Source organism: Gordonia sp. PDNC005, from assembly GCF_016919385.1.
Classification (GTDB): Bacteria; Actinomycetota; Actinomycetes; order Mycobacteriales; family Mycobacteriaceae; genus Gordonia.
Window position 1 is genome coordinate 151,238 of sequence record NZ_CP070351.1, and the last position, 25,527, is coordinate 176,764.

The 25,527-nt window shown below is 66.0% G+C and carries 28 protein-coding genes; 17 read left to right on the forward strand and 11 right to left on the reverse strand.

What is annotated here, in order from left to right; all coding sequences use genetic code 11:
• Positions 1 to 84 precede the first annotated feature (84 nt).
• On the forward strand, positions 85 to 960 hold the full coding sequence (locus JVX90_RS00835; RefSeq protein WP_205332206.1) for a 3-methyladenine DNA glycosylase: 876 nt from the start codon (positions 85 to 87) through the stop codon (positions 958 to 960).
• Between the two features lie 34 nt (positions 961 to 994).
• On the opposite strand, the gene JVX90_RS00840 is transcribed toward JVX90_RS00835, so the two are convergent.
• The 5 genes from JVX90_RS00840 to ramB form a co-directional block, all read right to left on the reverse strand.
• Entirely contained in the window at positions 995 to 1,624 is a 630-nt protein-coding gene (locus JVX90_RS00840; RefSeq protein WP_205330617.1) for a hypothetical protein, read from the reverse strand.
• A gap of 143 nt (positions 1,625 to 1,767) precedes the next feature.
• Entirely contained in the window at positions 1,768 to 2,409 is a 642-nt protein-coding gene (locus JVX90_RS00845; RefSeq protein WP_205330618.1) for a class I SAM-dependent methyltransferase, read from the reverse strand.
• Positions 2,409 to 2,942, reverse strand: a complete 534-nt coding sequence (locus JVX90_RS00850) for a carboxymuconolactone decarboxylase family protein (RefSeq protein WP_205330619.1) — start codon at positions 2,940 to 2,942, stop codon at positions 2,409 to 2,411. The genes JVX90_RS00845 and JVX90_RS00850 overlap by 1 nt, the downstream gene beginning before the upstream one ends.
• Positions 2,943 to 2,992: 50 nt before the next feature.
• Positions 2,993 to 3,928 (reverse strand): alpha/beta hydrolase-fold protein, encoded by a 936-nt coding sequence (locus JVX90_RS00855; RefSeq protein WP_205330620.1) that lies wholly within the window; start codon positions 3,926 to 3,928, stop codon positions 2,993 to 2,995.
• A 51-nt stretch (positions 3,929 to 3,979) separates the two neighbouring features.
• The gene (ramB, locus tag JVX90_RS00860) at positions 3,980 to 5,404 is read right to left on the reverse strand and encodes an acetate metabolism transcriptional regulator RamB (RefSeq protein WP_205330621.1); all 1,425 of its coding nucleotides are present in this window, start codon (positions 5,402 to 5,404) and stop codon (positions 3,980 to 3,982) included.
• A 79-nt stretch (positions 5,405 to 5,483) separates the two neighbouring features.
• Here ramB and JVX90_RS00865 point away from each other — a divergent pair, with 79 nt between their 5' ends.
• The 4 genes from JVX90_RS00865 (at position 5,484) to JVX90_RS00880 (ending at position 9,912) form a co-directional block, all read left to right on the forward strand.
• Positions 5,484 to 6,254: a hypothetical protein gene (locus JVX90_RS00865; RefSeq protein WP_240193993.1), complete on the forward strand. Its 771-nt coding sequence runs from the start codon at positions 5,484 to 5,486 to the stop codon at positions 6,252 to 6,254.
• Between the two features lie 366 nt (positions 6,255 to 6,620).
• Complete coding sequence (aceA, locus tag JVX90_RS00870) at positions 6,621 to 7,913, forward strand: isocitrate lyase (protein WP_205330622.1); 1,293 nt, start codon at positions 6,621 to 6,623, stop codon at positions 7,911 to 7,913.
• 127 nt (positions 7,914 to 8,040) lie between these two features.
• Positions 8,041 to 8,928 carry a 3-hydroxybutyryl-CoA dehydrogenase gene (locus JVX90_RS00875; protein WP_205330623.1) on the forward strand — a complete coding sequence of 296 codons (888 nt, stop codon included), beginning with the start codon at positions 8,041 to 8,043 and terminating at the stop codon, positions 8,926 to 8,928.
• 231 nt (positions 8,929 to 9,159) lie between these two features.
• Positions 9,160 to 9,912, forward strand: a complete 753-nt coding sequence (locus JVX90_RS00880; RefSeq protein ID WP_205330624.1) for a heparin-binding hemagglutinin — start codon at positions 9,160 to 9,162, stop codon at positions 9,910 to 9,912.
• Between the two features lie 292 nt (positions 9,913 to 10,204).
• On the opposite strand, the gene JVX90_RS00885 is transcribed toward JVX90_RS00880, so the two are convergent.
• Together JVX90_RS00885 and JVX90_RS00890 are read right to left on the reverse strand one after the other, a co-directional pair.
• Positions 10,205 to 11,047: a polyphosphate kinase 2 family protein gene (locus JVX90_RS00885; RefSeq protein WP_205330625.1), complete on the reverse strand. Its 843-nt coding sequence runs from the start codon at positions 11,045 to 11,047 to the stop codon at positions 10,205 to 10,207.
• The gene (locus JVX90_RS00890) at positions 11,044 to 11,820 is read right to left on the reverse strand and encodes a TetR/AcrR family transcriptional regulator (RefSeq protein ID WP_240194132.1); all 777 of its coding nucleotides are present in this window, start codon (positions 11,818 to 11,820) and stop codon (positions 11,044 to 11,046) included. The genes JVX90_RS00885 and JVX90_RS00890 overlap by 4 nt, the downstream gene beginning before the upstream one ends.
• A 139-nt stretch (positions 11,821 to 11,959) precedes the next feature.
• Between JVX90_RS00890 and JVX90_RS00895 the strand changes: the two genes are divergently transcribed.
• The 5 genes from JVX90_RS00895 to JVX90_RS00915 all read left to right on the forward strand — a co-directional run bounded on the left by JVX90_RS00895 (position 11,960) and on the right by JVX90_RS00915 (position 15,913).
• On the forward strand, positions 11,960 to 13,174 hold the full coding sequence (locus JVX90_RS00895; protein ID WP_205332209.1) for a DUF445 family protein: 1,215 nt from the start codon (positions 11,960 to 11,962) through the stop codon (positions 13,172 to 13,174).
• Positions 13,175 to 13,259: 85 nt separating this feature from the next.
• Entirely contained in the window at positions 13,260 to 13,712 is a 453-nt protein-coding gene (locus JVX90_RS00900) for a helix-turn-helix transcriptional regulator (RefSeq protein ID WP_205330626.1), read from the forward strand.
• A gap of 42 nt (positions 13,713 to 13,754) precedes the next feature.
• Complete coding sequence (locus JVX90_RS00905) at positions 13,755 to 14,048, forward strand: DUF2516 family protein (RefSeq protein ID WP_205332210.1); 294 nt, start codon at positions 13,755 to 13,757, stop codon at positions 14,046 to 14,048.
• A 19-nt stretch (positions 14,049 to 14,067) separates the two neighbouring features.
• Complete coding sequence (locus JVX90_RS00910; RefSeq protein ID WP_205330627.1) at positions 14,068 to 14,814, forward strand: MerR family transcriptional regulator; 747 nt, start codon at positions 14,068 to 14,070, stop codon at positions 14,812 to 14,814.
• Positions 14,815 to 15,034: 220 nt separating this feature from the next.
• Positions 15,035 to 15,913, forward strand: coding sequence for an alpha/beta fold hydrolase (locus JVX90_RS00915; RefSeq protein WP_240193994.1), 879 nt, complete (start codon positions 15,035 to 15,037; stop codon positions 15,911 to 15,913).
• Here JVX90_RS00915 and JVX90_RS00920 read toward each other — a convergent pair.
• Complete coding sequence (locus JVX90_RS00920) at positions 15,891 to 16,955, reverse strand: UDP-N-acetylmuramate dehydrogenase (protein ID WP_240193995.1); 1,065 nt, start codon at positions 16,953 to 16,955, stop codon at positions 15,891 to 15,893. The two genes, JVX90_RS00915 and JVX90_RS00920, sit on opposite strands and share 23 nt — an antisense overlap.
• Positions 16,956 to 16,979: 24 nt before the next feature.
• Here JVX90_RS00920 and JVX90_RS00925 point away from each other — a divergent pair, with 24 nt between their 5' ends.
• The 6 genes from JVX90_RS00925 (at position 16,980) to JVX90_RS00950 (ending at position 21,780) form a co-directional block, all read left to right on the forward strand.
• Positions 16,980 to 17,468 (forward strand): DUF2505 domain-containing protein, encoded by a 489-nt coding sequence (locus JVX90_RS00925; protein WP_205330629.1) that lies wholly within the window; start codon positions 16,980 to 16,982, stop codon positions 17,466 to 17,468.
• Between the two features lie 22 nt (positions 17,469 to 17,490).
• Entirely contained in the window at positions 17,491 to 18,003 is a 513-nt protein-coding gene (locus JVX90_RS00930) for a DUF2505 domain-containing protein (RefSeq protein WP_205330630.1), read from the forward strand.
• Positions 18,000 to 18,785, forward strand: a complete 786-nt coding sequence (locus tag JVX90_RS00935) for a class I SAM-dependent methyltransferase (RefSeq protein WP_205330631.1) — start codon at positions 18,000 to 18,002, stop codon at positions 18,783 to 18,785. The genes JVX90_RS00930 and JVX90_RS00935 overlap by 4 nt, the downstream gene beginning before the upstream one ends.
• A gap of 63 nt (positions 18,786 to 18,848) precedes the next feature.
• Positions 18,849 to 19,700 carry a hypothetical protein gene (locus JVX90_RS00940; protein ID WP_205330632.1) on the forward strand — a complete coding sequence of 284 codons (852 nt, stop codon included), beginning with the start codon at positions 18,849 to 18,851 and terminating at the stop codon, positions 19,698 to 19,700.
• Between the two features lie 134 nt (positions 19,701 to 19,834).
• The gene (locus tag JVX90_RS00945; RefSeq protein WP_205330633.1) at positions 19,835 to 20,653 is read left to right on the forward strand and encodes a carbon-nitrogen hydrolase family protein; all 819 of its coding nucleotides are present in this window, start codon (positions 19,835 to 19,837) and stop codon (positions 20,651 to 20,653) included.
• Positions 20,650 to 21,780: an LmeA family phospholipid-binding protein gene (locus JVX90_RS00950; RefSeq protein ID WP_205330634.1), complete on the forward strand. Its 1,131-nt coding sequence runs from the start codon at positions 20,650 to 20,652 to the stop codon at positions 21,778 to 21,780. The genes JVX90_RS00945 and JVX90_RS00950 overlap by 4 nt, the downstream gene beginning before the upstream one ends.
• A 43-nt stretch (positions 21,781 to 21,823) precedes the next feature.
• On the opposite strand, the gene JVX90_RS00955 is transcribed toward JVX90_RS00950, so the two are convergent.
• Both JVX90_RS00955 and purU read right to left on the reverse strand, forming a co-directional pair.
• On the reverse strand, positions 21,824 to 22,675 hold the full coding sequence (locus tag JVX90_RS00955) for a DUF559 domain-containing protein (RefSeq protein WP_240193996.1): 852 nt from the start codon (positions 22,673 to 22,675) through the stop codon (positions 21,824 to 21,826).
• Positions 22,676 to 22,795: 120 nt separating this feature from the next.
• Positions 22,796 to 23,686, reverse strand: a complete 891-nt coding sequence (gene purU, locus JVX90_RS00960; RefSeq protein WP_205330635.1) for a formyltetrahydrofolate deformylase — start codon at positions 23,684 to 23,686, stop codon at positions 22,796 to 22,798.
• Positions 23,687 to 23,713: 27 nt separating this feature from the next.
• Between purU and deoC the strand changes: the two genes are divergently transcribed.
• Positions 23,714 to 24,391, forward strand: a complete 678-nt coding sequence (deoC, locus tag JVX90_RS00965; protein WP_205330636.1) for a deoxyribose-phosphate aldolase — start codon at positions 23,714 to 23,716, stop codon at positions 24,389 to 24,391.
• 8 nt (positions 24,392 to 24,399) lie between these two features.
• Here deoC and JVX90_RS00970 read toward each other — a convergent pair whose 3' ends face one another.
• Entirely contained in the window at positions 24,400 to 25,527 is a 1,128-nt protein-coding gene (locus tag JVX90_RS00970; RefSeq protein WP_205330637.1) for an ROK family transcriptional regulator, read from the reverse strand.

Consider the following 25,527-nt stretch of genomic DNA (forward strand, 5'->3'; position numbering starts at 1 on the left):
CATGCAGCGAGCGAGATGTCCCAGGTCGGAGGCCTCGCCGAAGCGGTGGCGGCAGCCGCGGCGCCCGGTCACTATGGACGGACGATGATTGGCGAACGTATATGGACGGTGAACGAGCCGTACGACCTCGATGCGATTCTCGGCGTCCATCAACGCGGAGCGCACGATCCCGCGTACCGGCGGGCGCCCGACGGGTCGATCTGGCGTGCGGTGCACACACCGGACGGCCCGGGCACTCTCACAGTGATCGCTCGCGGGGGTTCGATGACCGCTCGGGCGTGGGGGTCCGGCGCGGAATGGCTCCTGGAGGCGGCGCCCGACATGGTCGGAGTGAACGATCAACCGGACGATCTCAGACCGTCTGACCCGGTTGTTCGCAGACTCGTCTCTGGTGCGCCAGGGCTGCGCATCGGACGCAGTGGTCGAGTGTGGGAAGCGCTGGTCGCCAATGTCATGGAGCAGAAGGTGGTCGGCAGCGAAGCATACCGCGGATGGCGCTACCTGCTAAGACGCTACGGGGAGCCCGCGCCCGGTCCAGTGCCGCCGGACATGCGGGTGCCGCCGCCGCGGGCGGTCTGGCGCGACATCTCTGAAGTCGACTGGCATCGCAGTGGACTCGAGCCGGTGCGGATGCGGACCATTCGAGCAGCCGCGACGGTCGACGTCGAGCGCCACGCGGACGCACTGACGGCCCTTCGGGGAATCGGACCCTGGACCGCGGCCCACACCCGAATCCGAGCCCTCGGAGATCCTGACGCCGTCCCGGTCGGCGATTATCACACCCCGTCGGTCGTGGGGACGACGCTGATCGGGGAGCGGATCGACGACGCGCGAATGCTCGAACTCCTCGAGCCGTATCGAGGGCAGCGGTACCGCGTGGTTCGACTGTGCGAAGTCGCGGGGACTCCACCGGAGCGCCGAGGCTCTCGGATGTCGGTCCGTGACTACCGCGACTTCTGACGTCCACCCGATCCGTCGGGCCGTGGGGGGTCGTTCAGCCGGACAGCACGACGATCAGTGTGCAGTCGCTGTCGGGATCGGGCTCCACGGATGCGGTGACGTCACTGATCAGGAGGTCGGTGGCGCCTTGGAGTGCCTCGTCCACTGCTCCGCGGAGAGCGCCGCGGGCCACCTCGGGGAGTCCGGGCGCGAGGTCGTTGAGCTCGCACGCGCACACGGTCAGCAGGTGACGGCCGAGTTCCGAGGTCACTGATCTCACGTCCACCCCCAGCCTCGTCAGGGTCGACTCGACGGCGATCACGGGGTCGGGAAGCGAGGTCTGAGGCGCAGGACCGAGCTGGCGCGCCCATTCGCGCCCGACGTCGGACGCAGCGTTCTCACGTGCGGCGGGCGTGTCGCCGAGCCTCATCAACAGCAGCTGTGTGAGACGTGCAGCGGCGGCCGGGGGAGCGATCCGATATGCGACGCGGGGGCGTCCCACACCTTCCGGGGGCAGTTGGACGGTGACGGCGTCGCCGTCGGTGACCAAGTTGATCAGATGGAACCGAGCTGTCGTCGAGTGGATGTCCAGCGCGCGCGCCACCTCGTGGGCGTCCAGACCCGACTCGGACTCGGCGAGCAGGTCGCGAACTCGGTCGCGCGGCTTGCCGGTCACGTCAGTCATCGTCGGGCCTGCCTCAGTTGGGGTGTCGGTGGAACTGACAAGTCTGCCAGCAGCCGCTTCCGCACCTTCAGTGCGTCGGTGCAACGCCGTGGCGAAGGTGATGTCCCCGGTCTGTCCGATGACGAGGATCGGGTGTGCACCGGCTAGCCGCGTTTGCGGGCGTGGACGAACTGGCCGACGCCGGTGATGGTCTGCTCTACGTGATCCATCCCGAGAGACGTGAACCGTCGGGTGATCTCGTGGACCCCGAAGATCTTCAGGCCGGACAGGCCGGTGAGGGCATCGGCGCCAGGAAGGGCCGCGATCGACGTCCGTGATGTCGTGAAGACGATCGCCTCTCCGCCGGGGCGGCACACGCGGGCCATCTCATCGAGGACCGGCATGGGGTCGGGGATCAAGTAGAGCGCTGCGAGGCACAGCACGGTGTCGAATGTGTCGTCCGCGAATGGCAGATGGTGGGCGTCGCCGCGCAGAAACGTGACACGGTCGTCGCGATGGTCCCGGACGGCCTGCTCGACCATCGACTGGGAGAAGTCGATGCCGATGTACCGGCCGTCTCCGGTGAGGCCGCTGGAGGCATCGCCGCTGTAATTGCCCGGGCCGCAGGCGATGTCGAGGACCGTTCGCTCGCCGGTCCGCCCGAGATACGAGCGGAGCGCGTTGTCGTAGTCGGTGGTGTCGGATGCGCCGAGACTGAACCCGCGTGTGAACAACGGCCGCCACGCACGCTCGTACACCTGGGAGAACACCGGTGCGGCCATCAGTCGCTGGGCGATGGACACCATCAGAAACTGTCTCGTTGCACGCGGAGCACCCCGATGGTGGTGGCGAGGGAGTCGTACTGCCCGACCAGGAGAGTGAACGCGATCGTCTGTCGCTCGGTGAGGTGGCGTCGCAGTGCCTCCCACGTCTGATCGGAGACGTCCCGATCGGCGACGATCTCGCCGACGGCGAGGAGCAGGGTGCGTTCACGGTCACCCCACTCGGCGTCCGGACCCTCGATGATGCGGTCGAACGCATCGGCGGTGATTCCGGCTTTGGCGCCGAGGCGACGATGGTGGTCGAGTTCGTACTGGCATCCACGCAGATGAGCCACGCGGATGATGATCATCTCCGTCTCCCGGCGAGACAGTTCACCGAACGGCATCATGCGCGACGAGAAGTGCAGCCACCCTCGGAACAGGCCCTTGCTGCGTCCCAATGTCGCGAAGATGTGCGCGTTGTCCGTGCCCGTCGCGATGGACATCGCGCGCACCACCATCCAGTTGATCGGTCCGAGATCGCCGAAGCCGCCCGGGCTCACACGAGGTGTGGTCATGCCCACACCGTAGTCCGTGTGCTCCGGTTGATCTGTCTCGTGGGGCCGCGTCAGCGATGAAGGGCGGGTGCGAGGGTGCGCCAGCTGTCTTTCAGTTCGCGGTAGAACAGGCCCCAGGTGTGCGCGCCGGTGGAGAACACCCGGTAGCTGTGGCGGACGCCCGCGCCGATGAGCGAGGCGCGCATCTGCGATGTGCAATCGCGGACGATCGTCTCGACCTGTGTCGGACCGACGATGAGTCCCGGGTATCCGAGAACTGGGCCGTCGAACCGGCCGGGGACACCGCTGCCGACACCCAGGTACACCGCCTTGCCCGTTAGACGGCGGGGATTGCGGGCGGGATCGTGAACGACCCAACCGGGACCGCCGGGGGCGCCGAACACGGCGAAGGCGTTCTGTCCGCCGCTGGCCATCGTGGCGACGGCGGCAGTGGTCCCGAGCGGGGATGTGATCGCCGGACATCCGCTGTACGACGCCGCTGCGACGAACCGCCGATCGCGGCCCGCGATGTCCAGTGCGGCCGACGCGCTGTGCGACAGGCCGGCGATGCCCGCCGTGCCCGTCGTCGGGAAGCGGGCGTCGATCGCGGTCGGGAGCTCGTGTGTGAGGTAGCGCTGCCAGCCGGGGGTCGAGTACCAGGTGTAACCGCCACCGAGCGGTGACACGACGGTCACTCGCTTGCCCGCGAAGAACTTGCGGTACCGAGTTTTGCGCAGCCAACTGTCGCCGTCGACGCCGCCCGACTTCCCGTTCAGCAGGTAGAACACCGGAGTCGCACCGGTGCCTCCGGGCAGCAGCACCTGGTTGGTGATCGTCGCTCGGAGCGCGGGGGAGTAGACACGAACGAGCGCGAGCTGTCCGTCGACTCGATGAACATTCACGACCCGTGCCGTGGCGTCGGCCGGGCCGGGCTGGGCGACGAGTGTGGCCGCGATGGCCGCGACGAGGGCCAGAAGTGAGAGTTTCGTCCGTACTGCTGTGGTCACAGTGACTGATGGTGCCCGACGGACATCACAACACGGTATCGGGACTGGGAGCTACGTGGTGGTGTACGGCGAGACCGTGCTGCGGTGCTCTTCGATGTCGAGCGTGGAACCGAGCGGCGGGAACGCTCGCTGCGGACAGTTCTTTCGATCGCAGACACGGCAGCCCGCACCGATCGGCGTCGCCCGCGCATCGGCGCCGATCCCGACCCCGTCGGAGTAGACGACACGATTCGCATGCCGGAGTTCGCAGCCCATGCCGATCGCGAACGTCTTTCCGGGTTGCCCGTACCGGGCGGCGCGCCGTTCGACGGTCCTCGACACCCAGAAGTACTCGCGGCCGTCGGGCATCTCGGTGATCTGGGTGAGGATCTTCCCCGGTGAGGTGAACGACTCGTACACGTTCCAGAGCGGGCACGTGCCGCCGCTGGAGGAGAAGTTGAATCCGGTCGCCGACTGCCGTTTGGACATGTTGCCCGCGCGGTCGACGCGGACGAACGTCCACGGCACCCCACGCAGATTCGGCCGCTGCAAGGTCGACAGCCGATGGCAGACGGTCTCGTAGGAGACGGCGTAGAACGCCGACAGTCGTTCGATGTCGTATCGGTAGTCCTCGGCCGCACCGTGGAACTGGGCGTACGGCAGCACCGCCGCTGCGGCGAAGTAGCTCGCGAGCCCCTGCCTCGCGAGGGCCGTCGCGTCGTCGGTGGAGAATCCGCCCTCGGCGACCAGTGACGTGATGAGGTCGCCGAACTCCAAGTATGCGAGTTCTGCGGCGACCTTGAACGCACGCTGGCCGGGGGACAGGGCTGCGGAGAACTCGATCAGACGTTGGTCCCTGTCGAAGCGGTGCAACACGTTGTCGCCGAGATCGACGCGCCGTGCGATGCGGACACCGTGAACGTCCTCGATGCGTGAGGTCAGGCCGGCGCGGACGTCGGCCGAATGCATGCGCATGCGTGAGGTGAGGCTCTCGGCGGCCTCGTCCAACTCGTGGATGTAGTTGCGACGCTGGTAGAAGAAGTTCCGCACTTCCTCGTGCGGAGCACTGATCGCGCCGCGCCCACCGGGTTCGCCGCGCCCCGCGGTGGCGGCGGCGAGTTGTTCGGACACCACGCGGTACCGGCTGTACATGCCCACCAGGGCCTCGGCGATCGCCCGATGCGAGCCGACCATCGCCGACACCTCGTTGGCGTCGCTCGCCGCCGGGTCGAAGTCGAGGTCCTCGTCGAGCAGCGCCTCGCGGAGTTCGGCGACGAGCCGGACGTCGTCCTGGGGATCGAAGAAGCCGATGTCGATGCCGAAGATCTCGGTGATCTTCGCGAGCACCGGTGCGGTAAGCGGTCGAGTGTCGTGCTCGATCTGATTCAAGTACGACGCCGAGATCCCCAGAGTCGATGCCATCGTCAGCTGCGACAGGCCACGCTCACCACGGAGTCGGCGCAGGCGTGCGCCGACGTACATCTTCTTGCCGCTCATCGAGTGCGGGATCCTCCCTGCCACGCAGCGCGCGGATCGAATCGGGTGCTGACATCGACCGTCGGGGTACCGTGACCGCGTGCGATCACGACTTTCGGGTACGTCCATCATCACTGTTTCGACTGCTGTTGTCGCGGCGATGCTCCTGACCTCGTGTGGATCGTCCGAACCAGCCGACCCCGGCTCGGACCTCCCGTCACGACTCCTTCCGGGTGACGCGGTACCGCAGGGCTTCACGGTGATCCCGCAGTCGGTGGGCGACTTGATCGCGGCCAATCGCAGCACCCTGGAGTCGGCGTCGACCGTCGGGTTCGTTCCGGTCGGGTGCAAGCCGACGGCCGATGCGAAGTTCAATCCGCAGCTCACCGAGGACAACACCGTCCTGCTCGTGGCGCAGTCGGAGACCGGCACGTTCAGTGAACTGCTGACCACAGTGCGACGTGACGTCGACGCCGACCGCCGCGACACCAGCGGACCGTGCGGTTCGGTGACCGCGACCCCGTCGACCGGTTCCCTCGCGGGAGTGCCGATCGTCAACACGTCTGTGGAGCTGCCCGCGCTGCACGGTGACGACATCGCCGCGTCGTACCTCGTCCGGACCGATTCGGTGAAACGCCCCGCGGGCGCCAACCCGCGATCGCGTACCGCGCTGCTCGCCAACGTGCTCGTGAAGCGGCCCGGAGGTCAGGTCGTGACCATTCAGATGGGCGTCTCGGGCGCCGAGGTCGAGGTGACGCCGGAGATGGCCGCGGTCGTCGTGCCGGGAGCTCCGCTGACCCAGCCGCCGCTCGACGAGATCGCGTTCGCCGACCTCGTGAAGACCGCCGTGGAGCGCGCGGCCGCAGAGTAAGCGACACCGCTCGTCACGCACAGCGCGGTGATGTCACTCACACGCACGAATTCTTGTGTGAGCCACCGCGCATGTGTAGACGCTGAGCGTCAGGTGAGGGTGGACGTGACTCGTCCGACGTTTTCCCAGTACGCGCGTACTTTTTTGTTGAGGCCGCCTCGATGGACGCGTCTGAATATTCGCAACATTTGCAAAAATGGAATCCTCGCTGTTCGAAGTTTGCAGCAACAAGGGCTAGACCAGGACGTTTGATCTGTGGCAACCTTGCGTCAGGCATCGCCTCCAGGTGCACTCCGGTTCGCAATCGGGGAGTACCGAGATCCAAGAAGACACTGCGAATCAGCAGTTCTAACGAAAGCGAAGGCTATGAGCAACGTCGGAAAGCCGCGTACCGCCGCCGAGATCCAGCAGGATTGGGACACCAACCCGCGCTGGAACGGCATCACCCGTGACTACACCGCAGAGCAGGTCGTGCAGCTGCAGGGTTCGGTCGTCGAGGAGAACACCCTCGCCCGCCGCGGCGCCGAGATCCTGTGGGACGGCGTCACCAAGGGTGACGGCAGCTACATCAACGCCCTGGGCGCGCTGACCGGCAACATGGCCGTGCAGCAGGTCCGCGCTGGCCTCAAGGCCATCTACCTGTCCGGCTGGCAGGTTGCAGGCGACGCGAACCTCTCGGGCCACACCTACCCCGACCAGTCGCTGTACCCGGCCAACTCGGTCCCCGCCGTCGTTCGTCGCATCAACAACGCGATGCTGCGCGCCGACGAGATCGCCGCAGTCGAGGGTGACGACTCGGTCGACAACTGGGTCGTCCCGATCGTCGCCGACGGCGAAGCAGGCTTCGGTGGCGCACTCAACGTGTACGAGCTCCAGAAGGCCATGATCTCGGCCGGTGCCGCAGGCACCCACTGGGAGGACCAGCTCGCCTCGGAGAAGAAGTGCGGCCACCTCGGCGGCAAGGTGCTCATCCCCACCCAGCAGCACATCCGTACGCTCACCTCGGCTCGCCTCGCGGCCGACGTCGCGAACACCCCCACCGTCGTCATCGCCCGCACCGACGCTGAGGCCGCAACCCTGCTGACCTCGGACGTCGACGAGCGCGACCGCCCGTTCCTGGACGGCACCCGCACCGCCGAAGGCTTCTACGGCATCAAGAACGGCATCGAGCCCTGCATCGCCCGCGCCAAGGCATACGCCCCCTACGCGGACATGATCTGGATGGAGACCGGCAAGCCCGACCTCGAGCTCGCCAAGCAGTTCGCCGAGGCTGTCAAGGCGGACTTCCCGGACCAGCTCCTCTCGTACAACTGCTCGCCTTCCTTCAACTGGAAGCAGCACCTGGACGACGACACGATCGCCAAGTTCCAGAACGAGCTCGGCGCGATGGGCTTCACCTTCCAGTTCATCACCCTCGCAGGCTTCCACGCCCTCAACTACTCGATGTTCGACCTGGCTCACGGCTACGCCCGCAACCAGATGTCGGCATACGTCGACCTGCAGGAGCGCGAGTTCGCTGCTGAGGAGCGCGGCTACACCGCCACCAAGCACCAGCGCGAGGTCGGCGCAGGCTACTTCGACAAGATCGCCACCACGGTCGATCCCAACACCTCGACTGCAGCCCTCAAGGGCTCGACCGAAGAGGGCCAGTTCCACTAAGCCCTTCGACTGCGCTCAGGAGACCGAGCGCACGGTTGACGCCTTGACGATCCCGGGTCAGGCGGGGCCTCCGGCCCCGCTCGGCCCGGGATTGTTGCTACCTACCCCTGGAGAGCGCGGAACTACCATGGCAAGTGAGAAGATCTCCCGCGTCGGCGTTGTCGGCGCAGGTCAGATGGGCTCCGGTATCGCCGAAGTATGTGCCCGCGCAGGAGTCGACGTCCTGGTCTACGAGTCGAGCAGAGAACTGGCGATCGCCGGACGGGCCCGTGTCCTCGGTTCCCTCGACCACGGTGTGTCCACCGGAACGCTCACCGAACGTGAGCGTGAGCAGGCGTCGTGGCGGCTGCGCTTCACGTCTGACCTCGCCGATTTCGCGGACCGCCAACTGGTGGTCGAAGCCGTGGTCGAGGACGAAGACGTCAAGACTGCGATCTTCCGCGAGCTCGACGCCGTCGTCGCCGACCCCGACGCCGTCCTGGCCTCCAACACGTCGTCGATCCAGATCCGCACACTGGGTTCGGCTACGCAGAACACCGCGCGTGTGGTCGGCCTTCATTTCTTCAATCCGGTTCCCATGCTCCCGTTGGTCGAGCTGGTCACCACCGACGCCACCGCGCCCGACGTCGTCGCCCGCGCCGAGACCTTCGCCCGCGACGTCCTGGGCAAACAGGTGATCCGCTCAGACGACCGTTCCGGCTTCGTCGTCAACGCGCTCCTCGTCCCTTACCTCCTGTCCGCGATGCGGATGGTCGAGAGCGGCTTCGCAACTGTGGACGACGTCGACAACGCGATGGTCCTTGGGTGTGCACACCCGATGGGGCCGCTCAAACTCGCCGACCTCGTCGGCCTCGACACCGTGAAGGCGATCGCGGAGAAGATGTTCGACGAGTTCAACGAGCCGTTGTACGCACCTCCGACGGTGCTCGTGGAGAAGGTGGCCGCGGGCAGTCTGGGAAAGAAGTCGGGTTGTGGATTCTACGAGTACTCCGACCGGGTCGCTGTCGCCTCGTAGTGACGATCCCCGTTCCGTCGGCATTTTGCTAGCAGTGAACTGAAGTCTCAGATCTGCTTGACGGCAAGGCTTTCGATTCGTAACTCCGCAGGTCAACGTTGTTAATACTCCCGGTTTCAGATGTTTTCGAATCCGGTGATCCTGGCCACGTTCGCTAGCACGGTGCTTGCTCTAGTTAGCAGATTGCGTGATACTCGAAGAGTCAAGCAACAACGTGAACTAGGAGTTCCCATGAGCACCGCCGAACGCACCATCCCCACCCCGGTCTTCGCCGTCGTCGGCGCCGGCGACGCTGCCGTCCAGGAAGTCAAGGACGCCCTCGCCGACCTGCGGACCCGCGCAGAAGCCCGCCGCGAAGCGACCCAGACTCGCATCGAGAGCGCCCGTACCCGCCTCGAGACCACCCGTACGCGCATCGAGGAGCTCCCCACCGAGTTCCCGAGCATCGACGAGCTCCGCGAGAAGCTGACCGCCGAAGAGCTTCGCAAGGTCGCCGACCCCTACGTCGAGCGCGCCACCAGCCTCTACAACACGCTCGCTGAGCGCGGCGAGAGCGCCGTCGCCCGCATCCGTGAGAACGCCGTCGTGTCGGAGAACCTGACCCGCGTCGAGAAGGCCTACAACGACGCTGTCGACCTCACCGAGGACGCACTCGGCGCCGTGTCGTCGCAGACCCGCGCTGTCGGCGAGCGTGCCGCCGGACTCGTCGGCCTCGCAGCCGACAAGGTCGAAGACGCAGCTGTCGACCTCTCGGAGGCATCGGCCAAGGTCGAAGGCGCAGCAGTGAAGGTCGAGCAGGCCGCCGCCAAGGTCAAGTCCGACACCAACGCCGCAGCCAACAAGGTCGCAGGCGCCGCAGGCACCGTCGAGGCCAAGGCTCGCACCGCCGCGGCATCGCCCGCCAAGAAGGTCGCCGCTGCCAAGAAGACCGCAGCGCCGGCTAAGAAGGCCGCCCCGGCCAAGAAGGCTCCGGCCGCCAAGTAAGGTTTACTCGAAAGACCCCGTCACCTCTCTCTGCAGGTGGCGGGGTCTTTCGCATTCCCCTGCTCATTCAGCCGCTTCCGTGTTCCTCGGCCGAGGTGCCTTCCCGCTCATTGAGCCGCCTCCGAGGCGCTAGCCGAGGTGGCGTGTCGAAATGTGGTGCCGTTGCGCCGTGAGGCGAGAACAGTGGCCGCGCAGTCCTCGCCGGCTCGGCTGGCGCCTCGCGGGCTGCGGAGTAGCGCGGCCACTGTTCTCACCTCACGGCTCCGCTGCGCTTGTCCGCGGGATGCTGTTTCTAGTCCAGCGCTGCGACGCGGGCCTTCTCGGCGTCGACGTCGAACGCGGCGGGAGGCCAGGCGAGGTCTAGCGACTCCAGCGCGTCGAGGAGCAGTTGGGCGACGGATAGACGGGCGAACCATTTGCGGTCGGCCGGAATCACGTGCCACGGTGCCGCGTCGGTGTCGGTGAGATCCAGAACGTCCTGGTAGGCGACGAGATAGTCGTCCCAGAGAGCACGTTCGTCGATGTCGTTCGGGTCGTACTTCCAGTACTTGTCGGGTCGGTCCAGTCTCTCGGCGAGGCGACTGGCCTGCTCTTCCTTCGACACGGTCAGCAGGCATTTCACGATCGTCACACCCGAGTCCGAGAGTTCCTTCTCGAACGCGTTTATCTGCTGGAACCTCGGACGCCACACACTCTCGGGAACCGTGTTGTGGACACGGACGGGAAGCACGTCCTCGTAGTGCGAGCGATCGAACATTCCGATCCTGCCGGGTTTGGGCAGGGCGTTGCGGATCCGCCAGAGGAAGTCGTGCGCGAGCTCGGCGTCCGTCGGCTTCCCGAAACCGGTCACGGCGAGCCCTTGAGGGTCGAACAACCCGCCGACGTGCCGGACGATGCCGCCTTTACCCGCGGTGTCCATGCCCTGCAGGACCAGCAGGACCGAGCGTGTTCCACCGGAACGTCCTTCGGCGTAGAGCATCTCCTGCAACGATGCGAGCCGTTCGCCGATGACTGCCAACTCGGCTGTTCCCGACGTCTTGTCGCCGTCGTACCCGGGGGTAGACGACGCGTCGAACGTCGCGATCGAGTCGACGGAACGAGCGCGGAGCGCCGACGTCTGAACTCCGCTCGTCACGACCGGCCCTCAGCCTGGATCGGCGGCATGGGCAGGGGATCCGCGGCGAAAGCGGCCGGGTCTCCGTTGCGCGTCACGATGCCGACGATGCCGCCCCACACCAGCATCGTCAATTCGTCCACCAACTGAGCAGACGAGCCGTCGCCGTGTGCGAGGACATCGTCGACCGCGCGGATGATGGCGCCGACGATCGCGGCTGCCCATGTCCGAGAACCCGACGTCAATGCGCCCCGGGCCGACAGGCGGGCCTCCAACGTCGACGCGACCGCGCCGGTGAAGATCCGTTCGGTGTGCGCGATCGACAGGCTCCCGGCCGTCCGCCCGGTGGTGAACAGGTACAGATTGGGATCCTCGGCGACCGTCTCCACGTAGGCGCCGATAACCGCGCGGACCAAGTCGTAGTCGACCAGGTCGTCAGTCAGTGCGACCGTCACCTTCGGCAGCAGCGTCGACTCCATGTAGGTGACGGTGACGGCCGCTGCGAGGTCGTTCTTGTCCGCGAAGTACCGGTACAGCACCGTCTTCGACACCCCGATGTGCGATGCGATCTCGTCCATCCCGGCTTCGGCGCCGAGATCGCGGAGCGCCTCGATCGTCCCCCATGTGAGCTCGGCGCGACGCTCCTGCTTGTGTTTCTCCCACCGTTGTTTGCGACCGTCCGATGTGACGGCCTCGACCGCAGGCACCAGGATGCGCTGCTCCAGCTCACGTGTGAGGGTGCGGGCGGCGTTCACGGCCACCGAAGCGGACGACAGCGGATTGAGGTTCGGCATCACCTGGCAACACTAGTGCGTGTTCGGGAAGACTGGTGGCGTGTCGACAACCTTGGGGCAGCAACCACAGCTGCCGAGATCGACGCCCGCAGGTCTCGACGTCGCGGGCGACGAACAACGCGCACGTGACCTCCGCAAGATGAAGATCGTCGCGACCGGCATGCTGCTCGGGGCAGCTGCCGTGTACTTCGTGATGCGCTGGATCGAGCACCGCGACGGCGCCGACACGGCTGCGTGGGTCGGCTTCGTGCGAGCGGCGTCGGAGGCCGGCATGGTCGGCGCCCTCGCCGACTGGTTCGCCGTCACCGCGTTGTTCCGGCAGCCGCTCGGCATCCCGATCCCGCACACGGCGTTGATCCCCCGCAAGAAGGACCAGATCGGGGATCAGCTCGGCGAGTTCGTCGAGCAGAACTTCATGACACCCGAAGTGATCGTCGAACGTGCTGTCTCACTCGATCTCCCACGTCGCGTGTCCGGGTGGGTGGCGGACCCCGCGAATGCGGGCCGCGTCAACGACGAGGTGTCGCGAGCGATCAGACTCGGATCCGAGATGCTGCGCGACGAAGATGTCGAGAAGTTCATCCAGGCCGTGCTCAAGTGGGCCGCCGAGCCGCTGTGGGCGCCGCCTCTCGGTCGCATCCTGGAACAACTCGTCGACGAGGACCGTGTTGAACCCATCGTGCAGATGCTCTGCGACCGGGCCCACGACTGGGCGCTCGGCAGCAACGAACTCATCGATCGTGTCGTCGACCGCGACGGTCCCGCGTGGGTGCCGAACTTCGTGAACAACCTCGTCGGCGACAAGATCTACAAGGAACTGACCGAGTTCACGTACAAGGTGCGAACAGACCCGTCCCACGACGTCCGCCGTGCGATGCACGACTTCGTCAAAGACTTCGCGTACGAGCTGCAGCACGATGAGGAGACGATCGCCAAGTTCGAGGGCATCAAGGCCGAGCTACTCGGCCGAGATGAGGTGAACGGCGCCGCGTCGACGGCCTGGCAGGCGGGCAAGGACGTCATCGAGCAAATGCTCGACGACCCGTCGTCCACTCTGCGGACGTCGATCGCCGACGCCGTCGTCAGGCTCGGCCTCCGGATCCACGACGATCAGCCGCTGCAGGACAAGATGAACACGTGGATCGCCCGGATCGCCCGCCACGTCGCCGAGAATTACTCCACCGAGATCATCTCGGTCATCACCGACACCGTCCGCGGCTGGGATGCAGAGGAGACGAGCCGGAAGATCGAACTCCAGGTTGGTCGCGACCTCCAGTTCATCCGCATCAACGGCACAGTTGTCGGCTCCCTCGCAGGTCTAGCGATCTACACGGTCTCGGTGCTGATCTTCTGACACCCTGCTCCCGAGGCCGGTGCTTGCACTTGTTAGCACTCGTTCGGCACACTGGACTTCTAGAGAGAAGCAGGTTGATCGAAACGTGAGCAGTCACAGCAAGAATCCCGACACCGAGCACTGCGACGACGCGAGCACCGCGGACGCGGTCGCGGCGGCAGCCCAGGACATCGGCGCATTCATCCGGACACAACGACTCTCGGCGCAGGTGTCCCTCCGCCAGCTCGCCGAACGCGCAGGAGTGAGCAACCCGTACCTGTCGCAGATCGAACGGGGGCTCCGGAAGCCCTCCGCCGACGTCCTCGCGCAGATCGCCAAGGGTCTGCGCGTGTCGGCCGAGGTCCTCTACGTCCGTGCCGGAATTCTCGAGGAGCGCCCGGCCAGTCCGGTCCGCGACGCACTGCTCGTCGACGATTCGATCAGCGAACGCCAGAAGCAGATGCTCCTCGAGATCTACGACTCGTTTCGACGCGAGAACACGCAGGCAGAGGACGGCGCGGACGACGCGACGTCCAACGTTGACAACGCTCGTGGGTAAGGTGGCCTGGTGACTGTTCAAGACGTGGTCCTCAACGCCCGGATGTACCTGGTGCTTGCGCTCGGTGTCATCGCCGGAGTCTCGGCACTGGCCGCGCTCGTGCACGCGGTGAGCACCCGGGCCGACGCGTTCACCGCGGTCGACGCGCAGTCGAAGACGTTCTGGGTTGCGCTCCTCGCCGGCTCCAACGTGCTGATCTGGCTGTTCGTGGTCGGTGGACTCGGGATGATGGTGCTGTTCCTGGTGGGTGTGGTCGCGTCGATGGTGTACATCGTCGACGTACGTGTTCGCGTCGACGAGATACTGAACCGCAACTGGTTCCGGAAGCTCGGATGACGCTCGTCAGGGCCGCCGCATGACCGAGTACCGCATCAACGACCTCGCACAGGTGTCGGGCGTCAGCGTCCGCAACATCCGCGTCTATCAGGACCGCGGGCTCCTTCCCGCGCCGATCATCCGCGGCCGCACCGGCTGGTACTCCGATGAGCACCTGGTGCGACTCAATCTGATCTCGCGAATGCTCGAACGCGGCTACACGTTCGCGACGATCAGTGAACTGCTGCATGCTGCGCATTACGGCATGAAGGTGGAGCACGTGCTGCGCGCGTCGCCGAAGACCAACCGGTTGATGAGCATCAAGCGAGCCGCGACGATCACGATCACCGAACTGCGCAAGTCGCTCGGCGCCTCGGACCGGGCGATCGGCATCAGTCAGAAGCTCGGGCTGCTCACCAAGGACGGCGCGCACTACGCGGTACGCAACCCGGAGGTGCTCGGCAGTGCTGAAGCCCTGGTCAAAGCGGGCATCGACATCGACGTGCTGCTCGACATGTGGGTGCGTGTGGAGCAGGATCTGGCGGATGTCGCACACAGCTTCGTCTCGTTGATAACCGACAAGTACTTCGACGAGAACCTGCCCGACCTGGGAGACCAGACGTTCACGCGGATCGCCGAACTCATCCAGACTGTGCGCCCGATGGCGCACGAGATCGTCGAGTCGGCGTTCTCGAAAGCACTCGACGACGAGATCTCCCGCGCGGTCGGCGAGGCGAGCTCGATCTTCGACAAGTCGAAAGACCCCGCGGCGTCGTCGGGTGACTGACGTCGTGCACTGAGAGGAACACTCATGGTTGACGTGAACTGGCGTCGTCTAGGCAAGGGCGCGCTGATCGGCGCGGGAGTCGTCGGAGGCGTCGTCGCCGCCGAACTCGGCACGGTCGGAGCACTGATCCTGCGCGAAGCGTTCAAGTACCCGACCCCCGTCCAAGACGGTCCGGACCCGCGGGTCGCGCCCCCCCGCGAAAGCGCCCCGGTCGTCCGTCGTGGGGACGCCAGACGGTGCACTGCTCCACGTCGCGACGCTCGGCGACATCGACGCCGCCGACGAGGTGGTCGTCCTCATTCACGGGTGGACGTGCAACACGGGATTCTGGAATCCACAGTTCCATCACTTCGCGGGCAACCGCGCAGTCATCGCGTACGACCATCGAGGGCACGGGCTGTCCGAGATGGGCTCGGTCCGACCCTCCGTCGAACTCCTCGGGCAGGACCTGCAGACCGTCCTCGAGGAGATGGTCCCGGAGGGCAAGCGAGCCGTGCTGGTGGGCCATTCGATGGGCGGCATGACGATCATGTCGTGGGCGGCGCAGTTCAGTTCGGGGATGGAGGAGAAGATCTCGGCCATCGTCTTGACCTCGACCGCTGCGAAGGACGTCGTCCAGCGTCAGCAGCTCGTCCCGGATCTCCCGAGGTTCCTCCGCCCGGCCGAACCGCTGGTGGAGCGTGCGTTCGTCTCCTTGCCGCTTCCGCTCGCCAGCAACGATCTGAGCGCCAGGATCGCACACTATGTTGCACTCGGCCCGGTCGCGCGACAGGCGCATGTGGACTTCACGGACAAGCAGCTCGCTGCGTGTTCGCCGTCGGCGCGCGGTGCATGGGGAACGGCCATGTACACCCTCGACGTGACCGCGGGCCTCGAGCGGATCTCTGTGCCGACCGCAGTGGTGGTCGGCACGAAGGATCGACTGACGAAGGTGGAGCATTCGCGGGAGATGGCGGACGTGCTCCGATCCAACGGGGTGCTGCACTCGTACACGGAGTTCCCGGGTGCGGGTCACATGGTGCCGTTCGAGCGCGCCGATGCGTTCAACGCAGTGCTCGACACCGTCCTCGGTGATGTCAGCGAGGCAGTGAACAGCTGACGAACACGGGCTCGGGGTGCAGGTCGACGCCGAACGCGTCGCGCACCCCGTCCCGCACGTCGGAGGCCAGCGTCACGAGGTCGGCGGCGGTAGCGGCACCACGGTTCGTCAATGCGAGCGTGTGCTTGGTGGACAGTCGAGCGGGAGCTTCCTCGTCGGGATAGCCGCGCGTGAAACCTGCCCGTTCGATGAGCCAGCCCGCAGACAGCTTCGATCCGCCTTCGGCGGGGAAGCGCGGGACCTTCACGTCGTCGCCGACCTTCGCGACGATCGCCGCCATCACCTGGTCGATCCGGTCGTCACCGACCACCGGGTTGGTGAAGAACGATCCCGCGCTCCACGTGTCGTGGTCGTCGGCGTCGAGCACCATGCCTTTGCCTGCGCGGAGGCCGAGCACCACATCGCGCACCTGAGCGGCAGGGGCCGTCGAGCCCTCGTCCACGCCCAGCCGCTGGGCCAACTCTCGGTAGGCGATCGGCTGCGAGACCCCGCCCGGATTGAGTCGGAAGCTCACCGTGAGGACCACATGAGTGTCGGTGCCCTTGAGCTTCGACGTCCGGTAGGCCAACCCGAGGGCCGCCGGCGAGACCCATTCGGCTTTGCCGGTGGCTCGGTCGAGCAGTTCGACGCTGCGCAGCAGGTCGCCGACTTCGACCCCGTAGGCGCCGACGTTCTGCACCGGGGTGGTGCCCGCGGCGCCCGGGATGCCGGAGAGGCATTCGAGGCCGCCGAAGCCCGCGTCGACCGTCGCGGCGACAAGCGTGTCCCAGTCGGTTCCGGCGGCGGCGGTCACGAATGGGCCCTCGTCGTCCGAGTCGAAGGTGATTCCGGTGCTGCGGACGATCACCGCCGTGCCTGCGAAGCCGTCGTCGCCGATCACCAGATTCGACCCTCCTCCGATGAGGAGGACGGGCTCGGCCTCCCGGTCCAGGCGGGTCACGGTCTCCACGAGTGACGCAGTGTCCGTGCACTCGACGACGGCTCGGGCGGGTCCGCCGAGACGCAGTGTGGTGTACGCGGACAGGAGCTGTGCGTGGGTCATGCGGGTAACGGTAACCTCTCCTTCATGGCGAGCAACTTCGAGCATTCGGTGTCGTACCCGTTCTCTGTGGCGGAGCTGTGGGCTCTGCTCAGCAGTGAGCAGTACTGGCGTGATCTGCTGAAGGCGACCAACGCCGATCACGGCGTCCTCGAATCGTTCACCGTCGACGGAGACTCGGTGACCGTCGTGACCAAGCAGGGCATCGCCGCCGCGAACCTGCCGAAGGCGGTCACCGCGGTGCGCCCCGGTGACCTGGAGATCCCCCGCACCTGCGTCTTCACTCGCAACGGCGACACGATCACGGGTCGGATGGACGCATCGGTGACGGGTGCACCGGCAAAGATCTTCGGCGACATCACGATCGCCGGACAGCAGGCGGTGGCGAAGTACGCCGGAGGCGTCGACGTCCCGATCCCGTTCGTCGGCGGAAAGATCGAACGCGCCGTCGCCGATCAGGTCGTCATCCTCCTCGACGCGGAGCGCGACGCAACGCTCGATTTCCAGCAGAGTTAATTCCCCAGTTACCCTGGGGTGCATGGCACGACGGCTCAGTTACTCCGCCCGCTACGAGCACCCGGCGGAGAAGATCTACCAGGCGCAGATGCAGCGGGAGTACTGGGACGCATTGATGGTGCAGTTCCGGGAACTGACACCCATCTCGAACGTCGAAGAGTTCGAGTCAGGTGACGATGGCATGCGGGTGGTCCTCAAGCAGACGATCACACGTGACATGCTTCCGCCTGTCGCGCAGACCGTGATGAAGAAGGACATGGTCATCACGCGCGTCGAGACGCTCGGCGCGTTCGTCGCCGACAAGACTCCCGGCACGTATACCGCGTCGATTCCGGCGGGCCCTGGCTCGTTGAACGGCGAGCAGGTGCTGTTTCCGACTGAGACCGGCTGCACAGTCCGCAAGACGACCGAGGTGAAAGTCTTCCTCCCGTTCATCAACGGCAAACTCGAGCAGTTGATGCTGATCAACCTGGTGGACCTGTTCCGCGGCGAGGCAGAGTTCATAGCCGAATGGGTGAGCAAGAACCTCGCATGAATCGATCCGGACGGGCGGGCCGCCCGCTCGGACGGATCACCCGTGGCACCACGAACATCAACCGCCTGCGCCGCGTCGACCGCGCGATGGCAGGCGACCGTCGGGTGCGTGCAGCGCTGGACGTGCCGCAGCCGCTCGCCGTCGACCTCGGGTACGGCGGACGACCGGACACCGCCGTCGAAATGGCTCACCGACTCCGCGCCGTCGTTCCTGACGTGAGTCTGGTCGGCCTGGAGATCGATCCGGACCGGATCGTCGAACCGCGTGACGGCGTCCGTTTTGCACTCGGGGGCTTCGAACTCGCCGGGCTGCGTCCCAATCTGGTCCGCGCGTTCAACGTTCTCCGCCAGTACAACGAGGCCGAAGTCGACGCCGCGTGGTCGCAGATGCGATCCGCGCTCGCCCCGGGCGGCCTGATTGTGGAGGGCACGTGCGATGAGATCGGCCGTAGACACTGCTGGGTGCTGCTCGACGCCGAGGGGCCGGTCGAATTGACCCTGTGCTGGTCGCCGACTCACTCCGACCGGCCGTCCGATCTTGCACCGCGCCTGCCGAAAGCGCTGATCCATCGCAACGTGCCCGGGGAACTCGTCCACGATCTGCTCGTCGCCGCAGACCGGGCCTGGGACCGGGCCGCCGGACAGGCCGCGTTCGGGCCACGTGACCGGTGGCGGGTGGCATTGCAGATGCTCGCCGACGACGGTGTGCCGGTCGTCGTACCGCGCGGACGGCGGATCGACAATGTACTGACCGTGCCGTGGTCGTCGGTCAACCCGTCTTGACCCCAGGTGATCCGAACAGATGACGTACTCGGTGCGGGCCCTCGACGCGACTAGCATGAGCGCATGTCGACGCCAGGTACGTCAGGATCGCCCGATGGACAGCAGTCGGGGGTGAATCACTTCGCCGAGACGATGCAGCGTGACATCGCGTCGAACCGAGTCTCGCTAGACAAGGCGTCAACCGAGCAGTACACCACTCCTGAGGCCGCCTACGGGTACCCGACAGGCCAGGACTCCGCCGCCCGGTATGCCGCCGCCCAGCATCCCGCGAGCCAGTACCCATCCGGCCAGCATCCGCCGACCGGGTACCCGATGGCCGGATATCCGCCGCAGTACGGTCAGCAGGGGCCCTCCGTCGCGCGCGGAGTGATCCTCGGGCTCGCGATGGCCTGCATCATCGCGCTGGTGATCGGGTGTGTTGTGGTCTGGAAGAAGGTGTCCGACACGTCCGACACGACCACGGAGACGACCACCGCGCAGGTCGGACAACCCCAACCCGGCCCGGCGACCATCACGACGTACGTCGATCCGGAGGCGCAGGCGGCGAACGATCTTGCCGCGGCTACGGCGTCGGACACCGCGTACATGCGGTCGAACGACAACCGCTGGACCGCTCAGGTGAGCGCAAAATGGCCGGGCCTGAGCGCCGAAGGCCGCACGTGGGACAACGCCGCGATCTACAACGAGTACGTGTCGATGAAACAGCGGTATCCGAACGTGCGGCTGCTGCGTTCGGCGGACTGGCCGGTGTTCACCCAGGATCACTGGTGGGTGATCGTCTCGGCGCAGCAGTTCTCGACACCGTCCTCGGCGTTGTCGTGGTGCGTGAGTCAGTCGCTCGACAAGGACCACTGTTTCGCCAAGTTCATCAGTTCGACGAGCGGCCCGGACGGCTCCACGCTGTACCAACGCTGACCCGCGTCGAATTGCGAATGCCGCCAATGGAACTCGACGGTGTCTCTCGAACCCCGGGAGTCACGTACCTTGCCGACGAGGGCTGACAACGGCACTAAGGTGGAGGTGCGCGACCACAACGACGAGGAGCCCCCATGCGGCTGGCGATGGCCCAGATCTCCACCGGAACAGACCCCGAAACCAATCTGACGCGCATCATCGACGAGACGCGCCGTGCCGCGTCCGACGGTGCGGACCTGATCGTCTTTCCCGAAGCCGCCATGTGCCGGTTCGGAGTGTCGCTGACCGACGTGGCTCAGCCGCTCGACGGACCGTGGGCGTCACGAATCGTCGATGTCGCTACCCAGCTCGGGATCACGGTCGTCGCGGGCATGTTCACGCCGTCGGGCGACGGTCGGATCCACAACACTCTGCTGGTCGCGCGGCCAGGCCTGCCGCCTGTCGGCTACAACAAGATTCATCTGTTCGATGCGTTCGGCTTCAGTGAATCGGCGACGATAGCGCCGGGGGAGCGGACCGTGATCGCCGAGATCGCAGGTCGTCGAGTCGGTTTCGCGACCTGTTACGACATCCGCTTTCCGGAGCTGTTCACTGAACTCGCACGCCGGGGCGCCGAGCTGATCGTGGTGCCCGCATCGTGGGGTGCCGGGCCGGGCAAACGGGAGCAGTGGGAACTCCTCGCGTCGGCGCGCGCCCTCGATTCCGCGACCCATGTCGTCGCCGTGGGCCAGGCGTTGCCCACCGACCCCGCAGCTCGGAACTCGTCAGCTCCCACTGGGATAGGACATAGCCGAATCTCAGATCCGTTCGGTAGCGTGATCGCCGACTATGACTCCGGTGAACAGGTCGATCTCCACGACATCGACCTGGCCCGGACCGACAAGGCGCGAGCGGCGCTGGCGACCGGCGCCAATCGCCGTGACATCCGCAGCCTGGATGGGACCGAAGCATGACCGACAACAACACTCCCGGCGGCGAGACGCCTGACCGCGACTCTCTCGACAGCGGTACTCCGGACGAGCCGACCGTCGGCGACGCCGTGACGCCGCCGGCGGATGCGGCACAGCCTGAACCGACCACCCCGGCAGACTCGAAGAGCGTGCCGGTGTCTGCGGATGACACCCCGACAGGTGAAGTGATCACCGGACCGATCGACCCGACTCGTCGTCCGGCCGATCCGGCGACCCACGCATACTCGCAGGCATCGCGCCCGGCGACGCGCCAGATGGAAGCGATCGGCACCGGCGCGTTCGATGCATCGAGCAACCCGGGCATCCCCGCCGCGAGCTCCCCGGAGATCCCCGTGACGAAGTCCGCACCCGCGGCGAACAAGCACGGTCGCAGGCGCACCATCGGTTTGATCGCCGCCGCTCTGGTGCTGTTGCTGGTCATCGCAGGCGTGGGGTCCGAACTGTATATGCGCAGCAAGGTCACCGACTGCATCTCGAACGCTTTCGGGAGTCTGACAGGTGCGTCCACCGACGTGTCGGTGTCGCGCAAGCCGATGCTGCTCTCCGTGTTCGGCAGCGAGGTGCCGTGGGTCCAGGTGGACACCAACGACGGCGACGCCGCCGACATGCGGCTCCACGCGCGTGCCGAAGGCATCAGCACCGACGGCGGCACCGTCCGATCGCTGAAGGGCTCGGGTTACCTGCCCTACAAGCGGATCACGGAACTGAGCAACGAGAGCCAACAGGGCGGCAGCGCAACCATCAAGTCGATCTCGGCTGACGCGAACGCCGGCACCATCAAGCTCGAGACCGAGGTTCCGATCGCGATCCTCAGCATCCCTGCGACCGTCACGCTGAAGCCGACCGTGTCGAACGGGACGGTGAGGTTCGAGGTGAAGGACGCGACCGCCCTGATGTTCGGTCTGCCCTCCGATTTCGCGCAGCCGATCGTCGATCAGGTGACGACGTCGATGTTCGGCCCACTGTTCAAGCAGATCAAAGTCAGCGATCTCAAGGTGACCGGGTCGGGGATCGACTTCGCGTTCGCAGGCTCCGACGTCAACCTGAAGGCCGCTTCTGAAGGGCAGCAGCCCGCCTCGGGTGAGTCGTCCGGCAGCTGCTCAATCTGAACCACCGTGCGTGAAATGTGCACGTGAGCGGACGTACTACCCCTCATAGCTCAGTGTGGAAGCGCTCACGTGCACATTTCACACGACGTGACGGCCGCTGATGGACTCCGGCTGCGATCGCCTCCATGATCGAGGTCGTCACATACTCCCAGTCGTACAGAACTTGATCCCGGCTGAATCGCAGCGTTGTGTAGCCGAGCGCAGACGCGGCCACGTCGCGGGCACGATCTTCATCGAATCGTTCGAGGTGGAACTCCCGGCCATCGGTCTCGATGATCAAGTGTTTGCCCACCAAGAGGTCGACCTGACCGACAGTGTCGATCTGCACTTGGATGCGGACCTTGACATGCTTGCCCTCTAGAAAGAAGCGGATCATCGACTCGGGGCCGGACATCGCCCTGCCGTCGCATCGGTCGAGCAGGGCGAGAATTCGCTTAGGTGCGTTGCGGAACTGGTAGTCGATCTGCTCGCCGGTCATGAACCCGAGATTCATCACGGAGTCGCATACTGCGACGTATTCCCCGCGATCCAGGCAACGCGCCGCATACTGCAGTGCCGTCGAGACATCGTCTATCGCGGTACAGGCCGGGTCGTCCCGACCGAACCGATGGCAGAACCTGCTATCCGGGACGCGGGCCGCACGGCCGCTGGTTCGGACGTGGACATCGGGCTGCTCGGGTACCCATACCCCGTGCTTGTCCAGCGCCGATACACAACTCAGAACTCCGCCCCGGTGGGCAGCGATCACCAGATCCTGGGGCGGGTCCCCGATCGCATACCAACCGTGGCGAATCTTCCGTGCGATGCCGTTCTTGATGCATTCGGCGAAGCCCGCACGGCCCAGCCGCCTGATCAGTTCCTGCGCGGAGTACACCCCGGTGCGTATCGGATTCATCCCGCAAGGATCACCGACATCTTCTGGGTCGCTTCAGGTTCATCACGGGAAGTCGACATCTGTGGACAACAGGAGCGTCATCCACAGATCGACCTGTGGTGATGCGCCTCCGTGAAGGTCCTATGTGAAGACGACGGTCTTGCGTCCGTAGACGAGGACGCGGTCCTCCAGATGCCAACGGACCCCGCGAGACAGGACGAGGGTCTCGATGTCGCGGCCCTGACGCACCATGTCGGCGGTCGTGTAGTCGTGGCTGATACGGCTGACGTCCTGTTCGATGATCGGTCCGGCATCCAGATCTGCGGTCACGTAATGGCAGGTGGCGCCGATGAGCTTCACGCCCCGGTCGAACGCCTGGTGGTAAGGCCGGGCGCCGACGAAGCTCGGAAGGAAGCTGTGATGGATGTTGATCGCACGTCCGGCCCACGCCTCGCAGAGGTCTGCGGGCAGGATCTGCATGAAGCGTGCCAACACGATGGCGTCAGGTCGGTAGCCGTCGACTATGCGACGCACCTCGGCGAACGCCTCGGTCTTCCCGTCCGTGGGGAACGGGACGTGGTGGAACGGGACGCCGAAACGTGACGTGAGCTCCTCGAGGTCGCGGTGATTGCCGATGACGGCCGCGATCGTCGCCGGGAACTCGCCGCGCTCAGCGCGGGCGAGCAGGTCGGTGAGACAGTGGCTGTCCTTGCTGACCAGGAGAACCGCGGTCTTCTCGACTGATGTATCGGTGAGCGTCCACTCGGTCTCCGGGCCCATGTCGGCGGCGATCTGCGCGAAACGTGCACGCACCTCGTGGACGGGAAGCTCCGCGGAGTCGATGCGGATCGCTTGGCGGGTGAAGAACCATCCCGTCGACTCGTCGGAGTGGTACGACGCCTCCGTGATCCAACCTCCGATGTCGGAGATGAAGCCGGAGATGGCGGCGACGATGCCCGTGGTGTCGGGGCATCCGAGGGTGAGGACAAGACGTCGTGCGTCGTCGCTTGCGGGGCGCTGTGGGGTGGTCACGGGTCTAAGTGTGCCAAGCTCGAACCTGTGACGAACAGCAACCTGAACCGAGCGGCCGTCGCGGCTCTCGTCGACCACACCCTCCTCAAGCCGGAAGCGACTCGGGCCGATGCCGAAGCGACGGTCGCCGAAGCCGTCGACCTGGGCGTTCACTCTGTCTGCTTGTCGCCGTCGATGCTGCCGATCAACACCGGAACGGTGCGCAACTGCGTCGTCGCCGGATTTCCCTCGGGTAAACACCACTCGCTCGTAAAAGCTGCCGAGGCACGTTTCGCGGTGGAGTCGGGTGCCGGCGAGATCGACATGGTGATCGACATCGGCGCGGCCGTCGACGGCCGCTATGACGAAGTGTTCGCCGATGTCATGACCGTCCGACAGGGCATCGGACCGGATGTCTTGCTCAAGGTGATCGTCGAGTCGGCCGTCCTGCTGGAGACGATCGGCGAGGACGGGCTGACGCAGGTCTGCCAGAAGGCAGTGCAGGCGGGTGCGGACTTCGTGAAGACGTCGACGGGCTTCCATCCGGCGGGCGGTGCGAGTGTCCGTGCGGTCGAGGTGATGCGTGCGGCTGTCGGCCCGCATGTCGGAGTCAAGGCGAGTGGCGGAATCCGTACCGCGGAGTTCGCCGCCGAGCTGATCGCTGCCGGCGCGAGCCGTCTGGGTTTGTCGGGCTCGCGCGCGGTCCTCGACGGCTTCCCTGAGTAAAAGCCTGGTCAGACCACTGCGAGCGGGTCGACGTACACCGCAGACAGCGCGACGGCGATCGCGGCGGCTTCCGGGACGCCGATCCCGAAGCACGTCGGGTTGATCTCCAAAGGTCGGTCGATTCGGGTCGCGGCGTCGAACGCCGCCTGAACCGGCGCGAGACCCTGCGGATGGGTCGCGAACGCGTCACCCGCGACGATGATCTCGTCGGGATTGATCACATCGCGCATGGCGGCCACGGCCTCGCCGAGTACCCGAGCCTGGTGATCTGCGATCACGCTGGCATCCGGCTGCACGCCGAGACGTGCGGCGACGGCCGCGGTCGCCTCGGTTCCGATCACCGACTGCAGCGGGACGATCGGTTCGGTCGACAGGAGTCCGGGTGCGACGGGCAGTCCGGCGATGGTTCCGGCGCCGTGCATCGGTTGGTGGACTTCGCCCGCGAACGTCATCGCCATACCGACGGTTTCGCGGGCGTAGAAGAACAGGCCCGACTGCCCGTGGTCCATAGATCCCGACAGGATCAAGTCGGCGGCGGCCATCGACTGCACGTGTTCGGACACCGATACCGGGACCCCGAGCGCCGCAGTCAATTCCGGGCCGAGCGGCTGGCGGTGCCAGTTCAGGATCGGATGGTCGACGATGCCGGTGTCGGCGTCGACCGCGCCACCGATCGCTGCGCCGCCCCACAGGACACGACGGCCGGAGAACCTGTCGGCGAGTTCACGAAGCAGTCCGCAGAGGCGACGCACGGCGTCGGACGCATCGATGCCTGCGAACTCCTGGGTGCGGATGGCGTGCGAGTACAGCGTGCGACCGCGGAGGTCGGCCACAACGAGGGCCGTGCGCAGTGCGCCGACGTGCATGCCGGCGACGCAGTAGTGGTCCCGGTCGAGAGTCAACGGAACCTTCGGCCTGCCGATGGCGCCGGTGTCGACGAGGTCGGGCCGCTCGGTGATCAACTTGGCTTCGAGCAGGGCGTTGACCTGACGATTCACCGTCGCGGCAGACAAATCGACAGCGGCGACGATTTGATCGCGCGTGACCGGACCCCCGACCCGGATGGCGTGAAGAACCGCCGCTGCCGGTCCGGTTCCGACTCGTAGTCGTGCGGGGACGACGCCGCCTGAGCTCAT

Bases quoted from the DNA above. Each gene is read 5' to 3' on its own strand.
- JVX90_RS00835 (WP_205332206.1), top strand. From the start codon at position 85: ATGATTGGCGAACGTATATGGACGGTGAACGAGCCGTACGACCTCGAT.
- JVX90_RS00840 (WP_205330617.1), bottom strand. From the start codon at position 1,624: ATGACTGACGTGACCGGCAAGCCGCGCGACCGAGTTCGCGACCTGCTC.
- JVX90_RS00845 (WP_205330618.1), bottom strand. From the start codon at position 2,409: ATGGTGTCCATCGCCCAGCGACTGATGGCCGCACCGGTGTTCTCCCAG.
- JVX90_RS00850 (WP_205330619.1), bottom strand. From the start codon at position 2,942: ATGACCACACCTCGTGTGAGCCCGGGCGGCTTCGGCGATCTCGGACCG.
- ramB (WP_205330621.1), bottom strand. From the start codon at position 5,404: ATGAGCGGCAAGAAGATGTACGTCGGCGCACGCCTGCGCCGACTCCGT.
- aceA (WP_205330622.1), top strand. From the start codon at position 6,621: ATGAGCAACGTCGGAAAGCCGCGTACCGCCGCCGAGATCCAGCAGGAT.
- JVX90_RS00875 (WP_205330623.1), top strand. From the start codon at position 8,041: ATGGCAAGTGAGAAGATCTCCCGCGTCGGCGTTGTCGGCGCAGGTCAG.
- JVX90_RS00880 (WP_205330624.1), top strand. From the start codon at position 9,160: ATGAGCACCGCCGAACGCACCATCCCCACCCCGGTCTTCGCCGTCGTC.
- JVX90_RS00890 (WP_240194132.1), bottom strand. From the start codon at position 11,820: ATGCCGAACCTCAATCCGCTGTCGTCCGCTTCGGTGGCCGTGAACGCC.
- JVX90_RS00895 (WP_205332209.1), top strand. From the start codon at position 11,960: ATGAAGATCGTCGCGACCGGCATGCTGCTCGGGGCAGCTGCCGTGTAC.
- JVX90_RS00905 (WP_205332210.1), top strand. From the start codon at position 13,755: ATGTACCTGGTGCTTGCGCTCGGTGTCATCGCCGGAGTCTCGGCACTG.
- JVX90_RS00910 (WP_205330627.1), top strand. From the start codon at position 14,068: ATGACCGAGTACCGCATCAACGACCTCGCACAGGTGTCGGGCGTCAGC.
- JVX90_RS00920 (WP_240193995.1), bottom strand. From the start codon at position 16,955: ATGACCCACGCACAGCTCCTGTCCGCGTACACCACACTGCGTCTCGGC.
- JVX90_RS00925 (WP_205330629.1), top strand. From the start codon at position 16,980: ATGGCGAGCAACTTCGAGCATTCGGTGTCGTACCCGTTCTCTGTGGCG.
- JVX90_RS00930 (WP_205330630.1), top strand. From the start codon at position 17,491: ATGGCACGACGGCTCAGTTACTCCGCCCGCTACGAGCACCCGGCGGAG.
- JVX90_RS00935 (WP_205330631.1), top strand. From the start codon at position 18,000: ATGAATCGATCCGGACGGGCGGGCCGCCCGCTCGGACGGATCACCCGT.
- JVX90_RS00940 (WP_205330632.1), top strand. From the start codon at position 18,849: ATGTCGACGCCAGGTACGTCAGGATCGCCCGATGGACAGCAGTCGGGG.
- JVX90_RS00945 (WP_205330633.1), top strand. From the start codon at position 19,835: ATGCGGCTGGCGATGGCCCAGATCTCCACCGGAACAGACCCCGAAACC.
- JVX90_RS00950 (WP_205330634.1), top strand. From the start codon at position 20,650: ATGACCGACAACAACACTCCCGGCGGCGAGACGCCTGACCGCGACTCT.
- JVX90_RS00955 (WP_240193996.1), bottom strand. From the start codon at position 22,675: ATGAATCCGATACGCACCGGGGTGTACTCCGCGCAGGAACTGATCAGG.
- JVX90_RS00970 (WP_205330637.1), bottom strand. From the start codon at position 25,527: ATGAGCTCAGGCGGCGTCGTCCCCGCACGACTACGAGTCGGAACCGGA.